Annotated in this window: 10 protein-coding genes; 4 read left to right on the top strand and 6 right to left on the bottom strand. The window is 71.0% G+C overall.

What is annotated here, in order from left to right; translation table 11 throughout:
* Positions 1-10 precede the first annotated feature (10 nt).
* On the bottom strand, positions 11-670 hold the full coding sequence (locus tag ACGF4C_RS03555; RefSeq protein WP_393562935.1) for a histidine phosphatase family protein: 660 nt from the start codon (positions 668-670) through the stop codon (positions 11-13).
* A 369-nt stretch (positions 671-1,039) separates the two neighbouring features.
* Complete coding sequence (locus tag ACGF4C_RS03550; protein ID WP_393562933.1) at positions 1,040-2,659, bottom strand: ABC-F family ATP-binding cassette domain-containing protein; 1,620 nt, start codon at positions 2,657-2,659, stop codon at positions 1,040-1,042.
* A gap of 83 nt (positions 2,660-2,742) precedes the next feature.
* On the opposite strand from ACGF4C_RS03550, the gene ACGF4C_RS03545 reads away from it, so the two are divergent.
* Positions 2,743-3,423 (top strand): TetR-like C-terminal domain-containing protein, encoded by a 681-nt coding sequence (locus tag ACGF4C_RS03545; RefSeq protein ID WP_393562932.1) that lies wholly within the window; start codon positions 2,743-2,745, stop codon positions 3,421-3,423.
* Between the two features lie 31 nt (positions 3,424-3,454).
* Here ACGF4C_RS03545 and ACGF4C_RS03540 read toward each other — a convergent pair whose 3' ends face one another.
* Positions 3,455-4,060: a YdbC family protein gene (locus ACGF4C_RS03540; RefSeq protein ID WP_385857037.1), complete on the bottom strand. Its 606-nt coding sequence runs from the start codon at positions 4,058-4,060 to the stop codon at positions 3,455-3,457.
* 60 nt (positions 4,061-4,120) lie between these two features.
* Positions 4,121-5,533 carry an amidase gene (locus tag ACGF4C_RS03535; RefSeq protein ID WP_393562930.1) on the bottom strand — a complete coding sequence of 471 codons (1,413 nt, stop codon included), beginning with the start codon at positions 5,531-5,533 and terminating at the stop codon, positions 4,121-4,123.
* Positions 5,534-5,675: 142 nt separating this feature from the next.
* Between ACGF4C_RS03535 and ACGF4C_RS03530 the strand changes: the two genes are divergently transcribed.
* Together ACGF4C_RS03530 and ACGF4C_RS03525 are read left to right on the top strand one after the other, a co-directional pair.
* On the top strand, positions 5,676-6,263 hold the full coding sequence (locus ACGF4C_RS03530) for a TetR/AcrR family transcriptional regulator (protein ID WP_393562929.1): 588 nt from the start codon (positions 5,676-5,678) through the stop codon (positions 6,261-6,263).
* 121 nt (positions 6,264-6,384) lie between these two features.
* Positions 6,385-6,993, top strand: coding sequence for a TerD family protein (locus ACGF4C_RS03525; protein ID WP_393562927.1), 609 nt, complete (start codon positions 6,385-6,387; stop codon positions 6,991-6,993).
* A 67-nt stretch (positions 6,994-7,060) separates the two neighbouring features.
* On the opposite strand, the gene ACGF4C_RS03520 is transcribed toward ACGF4C_RS03525, so the two are convergent.
* Entirely contained in the window at positions 7,061-7,576 is a 516-nt protein-coding gene (locus ACGF4C_RS03520) for a CGNR zinc finger domain-containing protein (protein WP_393563435.1), read from the bottom strand.
* Between the two features lie 187 nt (positions 7,577-7,763).
* Between ACGF4C_RS03520 and ACGF4C_RS03515 the strand changes: the two genes are divergently transcribed.
* Positions 7,764-9,032 (top strand): MFS transporter, encoded by a 1,269-nt coding sequence (locus ACGF4C_RS03515; protein ID WP_393562926.1) that lies wholly within the window; start codon positions 7,764-7,766, stop codon positions 9,030-9,032.
* 71 nt (positions 9,033-9,103) lie between these two features.
* Here the strand turns inward: ACGF4C_RS03515 and ACGF4C_RS03510 are convergent, their stop codons facing one another.
* The gene (locus ACGF4C_RS03510) at positions 9,104-11,983 is read right to left on the bottom strand and encodes a vitamin B12-dependent ribonucleotide reductase (protein WP_393562925.1); all 2,880 of its coding nucleotides are present in this window, start codon (positions 11,981-11,983) and stop codon (positions 9,104-9,106) included.
* Between the last annotated feature and the right edge of the window lie 50 nt (positions 11,984-12,033).

The raw sequence follows: 12,033 nt of genomic DNA, 5'->3' as shown, positions 1-12,033 counted from the left end.
GGTGTGCACTTTAACCGGTGGCGCCATAAGGCTCGGGTTCACACCAGCGCTCGAAGGGCCGGTCGAGGGTGTAGCGGCCGTCCGGACCGAGCAGCAGGGTGCGCCATTCGGCGTTGCCCGGGTTGGACAGCGACTCGAATTCGGCGACGGTCCAGTGGAACCAGCGCATGCAGAACAACCGCATGGTGAGACCGTGCGTGACGATCAGGACGTTGGGCGGGTGGTTCGGGTCCTCGAAGCTGCGCCACAGGCTCTCCAGGAACGCCCCGACCCGGTCGTAGACGTCCGCACCGGACTCGCCCTGGGCGAAACGGTAGAAGAAGTGGCCGTACGCATCCCGGTACGCCTTCTGCAGCCGTACGTCATCGCGGTCCTGCCAGTTGCCCCAGTCCTGCTCGCGCAGCCGCGGCTCCTCGCGCACCCGGACCTTGCCCGGGTCGAGGGCGAGCTCGCGGAAGGTCTGGTGGGTGCGGCGGTAGGGCGAGACGTAGGCGGAGATCCGCTCGTCGCCGAACATCTCGCGGAGCGGGCCACCGGCCTCCTCCGCCTGCCGCCGCCCCGTCTTGGTGAGGGAGAGGGCGTGGTCCGGCTCCCGCTCGTAGATGGAGTCGTCGATGTTCCCCTCCGACTCCCCATGACGGAGGAGCACGATGCGTCGGGGGCGAGCCATGCGGCCAGCCTAAAACGCCTGCCCTGTACATGCCGCACGCGGCCCGTCGCTGCGCTGTCCGGGCGGGTTCGGCGCCCGGCTTACCGAGGGCATGACCACGCCGACGGTGACGAGGGCCGCCGGCGCCGGTGGTGGCGAGGGCTGCCGGCGCGGTGGTGGACCCGGCGGTGGTGAACGCCTGCGGCGGTGTCCGGCCTCGACGGGCCGGTCCGGCTCGTCCCGTCGATTGGCGGGCGTCGTGGACGCCCGCCAAGGCTCGTGCGTACGTTCATGCGCACCGATGGGAAACGTGGCCGCGCGGGAACGGACGGCGACGCTCTCCGTTCGGCCCCGCACCGATCGCGGCGGTGACCTCGGCAGGCAATCGGCTCAGGCAGCGACCAGGGCCGGGCGGCCGTTGCGTATCTCGTACGGGCGGCCGCCGAAGCGTCGGCGCAGCAGGCGGTCGTGAGTGACCATGACCAGGGCGCCGGGCCAGGCCGCCAGTGCCGCTTCGAGTTCCTCGACCAGCCCGAGGGCGAGGTGGTTGGTGGGTTCGTCGAGCAGCAGCAGGTCGGCCGGGCGGGCCAGCAGCCGGGCCAGTGCGAGGCGGCGCCGCTGACCGGCCGAGAGCGCCCCGACGGGCACCTGGAGATCACGTTCGCGGAAGAGCCCGAACGACAGCAGCAGCTCAGCCAGCTCTTCCGGATGGCCGGACAGGCCCCGGCGGAAGGCCTCCAGCAGCGGCTCGACCGGGCGGGAGACCGGTATCTCCTGGGCAAGGAAGCCGATCCTTCCCCGGCGCAGCACCGTGCCGCTGTCCGGAGCCGTGAGACCGGCCAGGATCCTGAGCAGGGTGGTCTTGCCGGCGCCGTTGGGGCCGTGGATGAGCAGCCGCTCCCCGGCCGTGACGCTGAGGGAGTCCACGGCGAGCCGGTCCCCGACCCGTATGCCGTCGAGCTGGACGAGGGTGCCCTCGGTCCCGCCGAGGCCCGGTGCCGCCCGGAAGCGGAGCGGTTCCGGGGGCTTGGGTACCGGGTGGTCCCCGAGTCTGCGCAGCCGCTCCTGGGCGTTGCGCACCCTGCTGGACACCGATGCCTGGACCCGGCCCTTGGCCCGGTCGTACGCCATCTTGTTGCCGTCCTTGATGGCCCGGCCCGGAGCGACGCCGTGCGCGGTGCCGGCTGCGAAGTCGGTGAGGCGGGCGACCTCTCCGCACCACTCGGCGTACTCCTGCTCCCAGCGCCGGCGGGCGGTCGCCTTGGCCGCCACGAAGGTGCCGTAGCCGTCGCCGTAGCGGACGAGCGCCCGACGGTCGGCGTCCACCTCGACGATCACGGTGGCGATCCGCTGGAGGAAGAGCCGGTCGTGCGAGACGGCGAGGACCGTGCCCCGGTGGGCGAGCAGGGCGCCCTCCAGCCAGTCGAGCGCGGCGGCGTCGAGGTGGTTGGTCGGTTCGTCGAGGAGCATCACCTCGGGGGCCGCGGCGATGAGGCAGGCGAGGCCCAGGCGGGCCTGCTCACCGCCGGAGAGACTGCCCAGCAGTCGGTCGTGGCCCAGTCCTTCCAGCCCGAGGGCGTGCAGGGCCGCCTCGACGCGGGCGTCGGCCTCATAGCCGCCGCGCAGCTCGAACAGCGTGAGCAGATCGCCGTACTCGTCGAGCCGGGCGACCGTGGCGTCGCCGAGTCCGCTCTCCAGTGTGCGGAGCCGGCGCTCGAGGTCCCTGAGATCGGCCAGTGCCGCGTCTATCGCGTCCTGGACGGTGCGGTCCGGCGGGAGGTCGGGGGTCTGTCCGAGATATCCGATGCCACCGTCGGCGGTCAGCACGACTTGGCCCTCGTCCGGCTGCTCGACGCCCGCGATCAGGCGCAGCAGCGTCGACTTCCCGGCGCCGTTCTCCCCCACGATCCCGACGCGTTCGCCGGGCTGCACCGACAGTGAGACGCCGTCGAGCAGCAGGCGCTCGCCACGGGATGCGGTGATGTCGTGCAATGAGATCTGAGTGGGCATGCAACCTCCCCCGTCAAACGCAACTCTCGTTGCATTACGCTCATGATGACACAGCACACCCGCTAACGCAACTGGAGTTGCAATTGACTGGAGAACCCGCGCGCGACAAGGCCGGCAGCGCCGAGCACTCCGCCCCTGGCACCCGCCGCCCCGGCGGCCGGACCGCCCGCACCCGCGCCGCGGTCCGCGACGCCGTGCTGGCCGGCCTCACCGAGTACGGCTACCCCGGCCTGACGGTCGAATATGTCGCCGAGCACTCCGGCGTCCACAAGACCACGCTGTACCGCCGCTGGAAGGACGTCGAGGGCCTGGTCGCGGACGCCCTCGACCTGGCGGGCGAGGACAGCTGGGCGCCGCCGGACACCGGGTCGCTGGAAGGCGATCTGCGGGCGCTCGCGCAGGAGGTCGTCACCTCCTTCACCGATCCCGCGGTGGCCGCTTCGGGCTCCGCGATGATCGCCGCCGCCTTCCAGTCGGAACGGGCCGCGGAGGCACTGCGCGCCTACTACGCCGAGCGGTTCACGCGCTGCGAGGCGATCGTGGAACGCGCGGTCGCACGCGAGGAGTTGGCCGCCCCGTTGGACGCCGGCGCGCTCGTCCGGTCCGTCTCGGCGCCGCTTTTCTTCCGCCTGTTCATCACCCGGGAGCCGATCGACCGCACACTCGCCGACCAGGCCGTGGCGGCCGCGCTGGCCGCGGCACGGGCGGGGGTGTTCGCCGGTGGCGACACCGTGGGAGCGGCTCCGGATGCGGCCGCCTCCTGACGCCGGGGGCTGGGCGGACCGGGCCGGCCGGTCACACCGTCCAGGACGGTTCGAGTTGCACCACGTCCCCGGCGATGGCCCGGACGTCCGCGGCTATCTGGGCCCGCAGCGCCAGGCGTTCCACCCGTTCGGGCCGGTATTTCCCGCGTTCCGCCGCCGACTGCCACATCGAGAGGACCAGGAACTCCTCCCCCGGCGCCCGCCCCAGCATCCCCCGGAGCATCCCCGGCGAGCCCGCCATCGCCGGGTTCCAGACCTTCTCCTGCATCAGCATGAAGTGGTCCACGCGATCCTGGCGCACCTGGCAGTGCGCCAGCCGCAGCACGTCCACGTCACCGAACGCCGGCCGGAAGCCCACCTTCACATCGAATTCGTGCTCGAAGAGGCGGACTTGGGCGTCCTTGTAGGTGCCGGTCTGGGCGGCCGCGAGCCGGTCGTGCGAGCGGGCCATGAAGGAGTCGTAGAACGCCCGGCTCTCCCAGAAGGCGACCAGATGCGCCACGTCCGGCCGGCCCCGGCTCCATCCGCCGCCCTGTCCACGAAACCCCGGTTCACCCAGCAGCCCCGCCCATTTCCGCTGCCCCCGCTCGAAACCTCGACGGTCCACTACGGTGAGGCGAATCCACTTGACCAGCACCGCGCCATCGTACGGCCCGGGAGCCGATACGGATCACTGTGCGTACCACCCCGAACTTCCTTACGGACGGGGATCGATGGGCGTCAGTACGCCCAGCCGTCGCTCCACCTCCTCGGCCGCCGCCAGACACAGGTCCTCCCGGTAGGAGCGGCCGATCAGCTGCACGCCATACGGGAGCCCCGCCACCACTCCGGTGGGCACGGCGACCGCGGGCACCCCCACGAAGCTGGTGGCCGTACACAGCCGCATGGCGTTCTGCACCCTCCGATAGCCCTCGTCGTCCCGTACCTCCTCCCCCGGCGCGAACGGCGGCTCGGTGAACACCGGGCCCAGGACCAGCGGATACTCGTCCAAGAACTGCGCCCAGTCCCGTTGGATGCCCATCCGCACGCTGGTCAGCCGCAGGTACTCGGTCAGCCCCACCGGAGCGACCTCCGCCATGCCCCGCTCGATGTAGCGGTGCCCGCCCTCGCCGAGCAGCGGCTTGACCACCGGCCAGGTGGTGGCGAACTCGGTGCGCGTCATACGGGCGTACGCCTCCAGGGCCTCGTCCAGCCGCGGCACATCGGCCACCTCGCTCACCTGGTACCCGGCGTCCCGGAGCGCGTCCGCGGCACTCTCCACCGCCTTGTGGACCGAAGGGTGCACACCGTGGCCACCCGGGTCGGCCACCATTGCCACCTTGGCGGGCCGCTCCAGCGGCTCGCCGTACAGGGGCACCGGTACCGCCCTCGGGTCGCGGGGATCGGCTCCGGCCAGCACCTCGTAGGCGAGCCGGAGATCGCCGACCGTACGGGCCAACGGCCCGTCGACCACGAGGAACTGGGCCGCAAGGGACGGATCGTCGGGCCCGATGCGGTGATCGGCGGCGAACCGCCCGTAGGTGGGCTTGAGTCCGGCCACACCACAGAAGGACGCCGGGATGCGCACCGACCCTCCGGAGTCGTTGCCGAGGCCGAGCGGAGCCATACCGCTCGCCACGGCCGCACCGTCGCCACCACTGGTGCCACCCGGGGTGACCGCCCCGCTCCAGGGGTTCGCGGTGTCCCCGAACAGCTCGCTCCGGGTGTGGACACCGGCCAGGATGAGCGTCGGCATGTTGCTGTGCCCGAGGGGGATGCCGCCCGCCGCGCGCAGCCTTGCCACCGGGGGCGCGTCGGAGCGCGCGACGAAGTCACGGAAGCGCTCCGCGCCGAAGGTCGTCGGTACGCCCTCGATGGCGGTGCTCTCCTTCACCGTGAACGGCACCCCGGTCAGCGGCCCCAGCTCCGCCCCCTCGGCGCGCTTGCGGTCGACCGCCGCCGCCTCGGTCCGGGCACTCTCGGCGAGCAGTTGAGTGACGGCGTTGACGGCCGGGTTGACCTCGGCGATCCGCGCCAGGTGCGCATCGACCAGCTCGACCGCCGACACCTCTCCGTCGCGCACCGCCGCCGCCTGGGCAGCGGCGGTCAGTTTCCACAACGCGCTGTGCATTTCTCCCCTTTCGGGCCCGGGACCGGACGTCGCACGTTCCGCCTCGGGTACCAGGCCGACCGTTTTCCGATGCACCTGCATCGCTTCGGCATCGTAACCTTGCCAGCGATACGCCCGCATCGAATAAACCGGAGCGCACGGGATGCCCAAGCAGGTGGACCACGAGGGCCGACGTCGGCAGATCGCCGAGGCGGTGTGCCAACTCGCCGACGAGAGCGGACTGGAGGGTGTGACGCTCCGCGATGTCGCGGCGCGCGCCAACGTGTCCATGGGAGCCGTCCAGCGCTGCTTCCGCACCAAGGAGGAGATGCTGGTCTTCGCGCTCGGCCACATCGGCGAGCGGGTCGGCGCCCGGGTGGCGGCACGGCTCACCGCCTCGCCCGCACAGTCGGCACGCACGGCGCTGGGCCACGCCGCAACCGAGGTCTCACTGCTCCGGGACGAGCACCGGGCCGAGGCCCGGGTCTGGCTCGCCTTCGTGGCGCAGGCCGCCGTCAGTCCCTCATTGGCCGAAATCCTGCGCAGCAACTACACAGGTCTTCAGACGGTGTTCACGCGACTGGTCTCGGAGGCATCCGACATCGAAGACCCGGAGCGGGCGGCACGTACCCTTCTCGCCCTCGCCGACGGCCTCACCGCCCACGTCCTGATCGGCCACCTCTCCCCCGCCGCCGCCCTGGACGTCCTCGATGGTCATCTGCACCATCTCTGGAACCAGAAGGCGTCCTGAGGCACAGGAGGAACACCTACCCCTGAGGCCCGAAGGGCATTTTCCGGCCAACAGCAACGGCATCAAGTCACTGCTGACCAGGGGAAGTTCCCCGGCACCCTCGGGCACGGAGCGTGGCACGATGGTCGCCAACGGGAAGTCCCGGGGCCCGTCCGCGCGACCACGTCGGCGGTACCGCACCCCCGGGGGACGAGGGAAGGGAAGCCCGGTGAGCACGCTCAACAAAGGGATCGAGAAGGTCGAAGTAGCGCTCAAATGGGATCCGAGCCCGATGGGCGCGCCGGACCATGACCTCGACATCGTCGCGGCGCCCTATCCGGCCGACGCCCCGCACGGTGACCCGGCCTACCTGGTGCACTTCGACAGCCGGTCGCCCGACGGAACCATCAACCTGAACCGCGACAGCCGGACGGGCCAGGGTTTCGGCTGGGACGAGATCATGACGCTCGAACTGGACCGGCTGTCCGAGACCTACGTACGGGTCGTCGTCGGCGTGGCCATCCAGCAGGGTGAAGACCGCATCACCTTCGGCGATGTCGCCAACGCGGCCGTACGCATCCGCGAGGGCTACACCGACCTGGCCTCACACGACTTCGCCGAGGTCGCGCAGTCGACCGCCACGACGGTCGCCGAGTTCATCCGGGACGAGACGGGCAACTGGCGCTTCAACTCCGCGCTCCGGGGCTTCGACACCGAACCGGCCGACTTCGCCCGGCTGATGGGGCACTGACCCAGACGGTCCCGCGGCACCCGCGAGGGCGGACCGCACCGCATGACTGCCCCCATGGAGCGCGCCGCTATCCGCCCTCCCTCTTGCGGCGGCGGTGCGCCGCGACCCGTGCCCGTGAGGCGCAGGCGGTCGAGCAGTAGCGGCGCGCGCTCCCGGGGCCGGTGCCCAGATAGAGCCTGGTGCACCCCGGAGCGGCGCATTCCCCCCAGGGCATCCGTCCGTACTCGGTGAGGATCTGCGCCAGGGCCAGGGCACTCGAGGCGGTGAACCACTCGGCCCAACTCGCGTCGTCCCCCCGGTCGATGTGCAGGTGCCAGGTGTGCCCGTCGTGCCGCGAGAGGTGCGGACGGGCACCGCATTCGGCCAGCAGCGCATTGATGGCGTGGGCGGCCCGGTCGACATCGGGATCGGCGAGGAGAGCGCCGAGCCGGTCCGCGGCCGCCCGCAGCCCCTCGGCGTCCTCTCTGGTGAACGCCTGCTCGGTGAGGTCCTCCGGGCGCTCCTCGTGGTGCGCGAGCAGCCCGGCCAGCGCCTCCCGGGAGATACCGGGATCCGCGCGTACCGCATTCACCAGATCCTTCATCCGGTCCGCGGGCCGGAACCCACGCGCCCCTGCCACCTCAGCCGTCACGGACTCCCTGCTTCCCGCGCTCATGACGCACACCGATGGTCCAGTTCACACCTTTCCAGCGTAACGGCTTGTGCCAATAAGCCGTTACCCCGCATCCTCTGGGGGCTGAGATCGGCTCACCGGAAACCTGGAGATGCGTATGCCGCGACAGCCCGCCCCGGGGGAACGCGCTGGATTACCGCTCTATCTGGCCACCGCCTTCTTCGCCCGCCTCGCCGATGAAGGGATGGCCGTGGCGGTCGTCCTGCTGGCGGTGCACCGGACCGGGAGCGCGGCGCAGGGCGCGTTCGTCCTCACCGCCTGGATGGCGCCGCATGTGATCGCTGCTCCCCTGGTGGGTGCCCTCGCTCCCCGGGTCCGTCACCTGCGGCTGTGCTACCTCGGTGCGCTGGGCGGTTTCGCCGCGGCCATCGCCGTACTGTCGCAGCTCCTCGGGCGGGCCCCGCTACCGGTGACGCTGGCCGTCGCCCTGGCCGGCGGCGCTTGCGGGCCGGTCGTCTCCGGAGGTCTGTCCAGCCTGCTCGCCGTTCTGCTGCCGGCGGGCGCACGGCGCGACCGGGCCTACGCCCTGGACGCGACGGTCTACAACGCCGCCTCGGTGGCCGGGCCCGCCGTGGTCAGCGCGGTGGCCGCACTGGCCGCGCCGGGCACGGCCATGCTGTTCCTCGGGGTCGCGGCGGCCCTCGGGGCGGCACTGGCCGGCGGACTGCCGTACCGGCGCGCGGAACCGCCGGAGTCCGGCACCGCACCGGCCACCACCCTACGCACGGACCTCGTGGCCGGGCTCGCGGCCGTATGGCGCACCCGTGAGCTGCGCGCCATCACGGCGGCGACCTGTCTGGCCTTCGGCGGCCTCGGAGGCCTCACCACCACTACGGTGCTGCTCGCCGCCCACCGGGGACACCCGGGGGCAGGTGGCGCCCTGATGACCGCGTTCGCCGTCGGGGCGCTCATCGGCTCTCTGGTGGTGACCCGCCGGCCGCCGCTCCTCCCGGATCACCGCCTCGCCACCGTCGCGCTGTGCGGGACCGGCCTGGCGCTGGCCGCCGCCGCGCTGGTCCCGTCCCCGGTGGCCGGCCTGGCCCTCTTCGCCCTCGCGGGCGTGTGCGACGGCCCGTTGCTGACCGCCACGCTGCGCATCCGCGCCGCGCACGCGCCACCGCGGACCCGGGCGCAGGTCTTCACCCTGGGGGCGGGACTGAAGTTCACCGCGGCAGCCGTGGGCGCGACGCTCGTCGGCGCGGCGGCCGCGCTGCCGCCGGCGCTCCTCCTGGCCGTCATCGCCGGTGTCCAGCTGGCCGCCGCGGCCCTGAACTCCCTGCTCCGCCCCCGGACGGGCGGCCGCAACGGCGTCCCGGACACGCCGGAGGGGACCGGCGCCCGACCGGTCCCCTCCGTACGTCCTTGAGCCCTGTGGACCCGCTGAGCGGGCCGTACGGGCCGCGCCGAAGACCTCTCCGGCCGCGGCCCGTCACCGGCTCAGCTGCAGCCGCTGGTCGACCCGCAGCCCTCGCACAGGTAGCAGCTTCCGGCGCGCTGCATCTTCGTGCCGCAGGAGAAGCACAGCGGGGCGTCGGCGTTGATGCCCAGCTGCATCTCGACCAGTTCGGCGTTGGTGTGCGCCTGCTTGGGGGCCGGGGCGGCGGCCTCCTCGACGATCTTCACCGCCGGGGTGGACTCCTTCGGCGGGTCGATCTGGCGCGGCGCCGACTGGGCCAGGCCCTCGACGTCGACCTCGTCGTCGGACGGCTCGTACGAACCGGTCTCCAGGTGGCGCGTGCGCTCCTCGACGGAGTGGATGCCGAGCGCCGAGCGGGTCTCGAACGGCAGGAAGTCCAGCGCCAGGCGGCGGAAGATGTAGTCGACGATCGACTGCGCCATCCGCACGTCCGGGTCGTCGGTCATACCGGCCGGCTCGAAGCGCATGTTGGTGAACTTCGAGACGTAGGTCTCCAACGGGACGCCGTACTGGAGGCCGACGGACACCGCGATGGAGAAGGCGTCCATCATGCCCGCGAGGGTCGAGCCCTGCTTGGACATCTTCAGGAAGACCTCGCCAAGACCGTCGTCCGGGTAGGAGTTGGCGGTCATGTAGCCCTCGGCACCGCCGACCGTGAAGGAGGTGGTGATCCCCGGACGGCCCTTGGGGAGGCGCCTGCGGACCGGGCGGTACTCGACGATCTTCTCGGCGACCGGCTCGGCCACCGCCTTCTTCTCCTCCTCCTTCTTCTTGGCGGAGAGCGGCTGGCCGACCTTGCAGTTGTCGCGGTAGATCGCCAGCGCCTTCAGGCCGAGCTTCCAGCCCTGGAAGTAGACGTCCTCGATCTCCTCGACGGTGGCCGACTCCGGGACGTTGACCGTCTTGGAGATCGCGCCGGAGAGGAACGGCTGGGCGGCGGCCATCATGCGGACGTGACCCATCGGGGAGATGGAGCGCTCGCCCATGGCGCAGTCGAAGACCTCGTAGTGCTCCGGCTTGAGGCCCGGGGCGTTGACGACATTGCCGTGGTCGGCGATGTGCGCGACGATCGCCTCGACCTGCTCGGGCTGGTAGCCGAGCCGCTTGAGCGCCTTGGGGACCGTGTTGTTCACGATCTGCATGGAGCCGCCGCCGACCAGCTTCTTGAACTTGACCAGCGCCAGGTCCGGCTCGACACCCGTGGTGTCGCAGTCCATCATCAGGCCGATCGTGCCGGTCGGGGCCAGCACCGACGCCTGGGCGTTGCGGAAGCCGTTCTTCTCGCCGAGGCGCAGCACGTCCTGCCAGGCCTCGGTGGCCGCGGCCCAGACCGGGGTGTCCAGGTCGTCCATGCGCACCGCGGTGGCATTGGCGTCCGAGTGCTGCTTCATGACGCGCTTGTGGGCGTCGGCGTTCCGGGCGTAGCCGTCGTACGGGCCGACGACCGCGGCCAGTTCGGCGGAGCGGCGGTAGGAGGTGCCGGTCATCAGGGAGGTGATGGCACCGGCCAGCGCGCGGCCGCCGTCGGAGTCGTAGGCGTGACCGGTGGCCATCAGCAGGGCGCCCAGGTTGGCGTAGCCGATGCCCAGCTGGCGGTAGGCGCGGGTGGTCTCACCGATCTTCTGGGTGGGGAAGTCGGCGAAGCAGATGGAGATGTCCATCGCGGTGATGACCAGCTCGACGACCTTGGCGAAGCGCTCGGCGTCGAAGGACTGGTTGCCCAGGTCGTCGTCGCGCAGGAACTTCAGGAGGTTGAGCGAGGCGAGGTTGCACGAGGAGTTGTCCAGGTGCATGTACTCGCTGCACGGGTTGGAGGCGGTGATCCGGCCCGTCTCCGGCGAGGTGTGCCAGTGGTTGATGGTGTCGTCGTACTGGATGCCGGGGTCGGCGCACGCCCAGGCGGCCTCCGCCATCTTGCGGAACAGGCCCTTGGCGTCGACCTCCTCGATGACCTCACCGGTCAGGCGGCCGCGCAGGCCGAACTTCGAGCCGGACTCGACGGCCTTCATGAACTCGTCGTTCACGCGCACCGAGTTGTTGGCGTTCTGGTACTGGACGGACGTGATGTCGTCGCCGCCCAGGTCCATGTCGAAGCCCGCGTCGCGCAGCGCGCGGATCTTCTCCTCCTCCTTCACCTTGGTCTCGATGAAGGCCTCGACGTCCGGGTGGTCGACGTCGAGCACGACCATCTTGGCCGCGCGGCGGGTGGCGCCACCGGACTTGATCGTTCCGGCGGAGGCGTCGGCGCCGCGCATGAAGGAGACCGGGCCGGAGGCGTTGCCACCGGAGGAGAGCAGTTCCTTGGAGGAGCGGATGCGGGAGAGGTTCAGACCGGCACCGGAGCCGCCCTTGAAGATCATCCCCTCTTCCTTGTACCAGTCCAGGATCGACTCCATGGAGTCGTCCACGGACAGGATGAAGCAGGCGCTGACCTGCTGCGGCTGCTTGGTGCCGACGTTGAACCACACCGGGGAGTTGAAGCTGAAGACCTGGTGCAGCAGGGCGTACGCCAGCTCGTGCTCGAAGATCTCGGCGTCCGCCGGGGAGGCGAAGTAACCGTTCTCCTCGCCGCTCTTGCGGTAGGTCTTGACCACGCGGTCGATCAGCTGCTTGAGGCTCGACTCACGGCTCGGGGAGCCCACCGCGCCACGGAAGTACTTGCTCGTGACGATGTTGACCGCGTTCACCGACCAGAACTCGGGGAACTCGACGCCACGCTGCTCGAAATTGACCGAGCCGTCGCGCCAATTGGTCATGACGACGTCACGGCTCGCCCATTCCACCTCGTCGTACGGATGCACTCCGGGCGTGGTGTGAATGCGCTCGATACGCAGACCCTTGCTCGCCTTGCTGCCCTTGGCGCGGGAGCCTCGTGCCGGGCCGCTCGTCGTCTCTGTCATTCCGCCTCCCTGTATACGGGCAAACGCCCATATGTGCGCACGCATTCCGT

It is taken from the genome of Streptomyces sp. NPDC048197, from assembly GCF_043202395.1.
Lineage (GTDB): Bacteria > Actinomycetota > Actinomycetes > Streptomycetales > Streptomycetaceae > Streptomyces > Streptomyces siderophoricus.
This window is presented reverse-complemented; position numbering and strand designations above follow the sequence as displayed.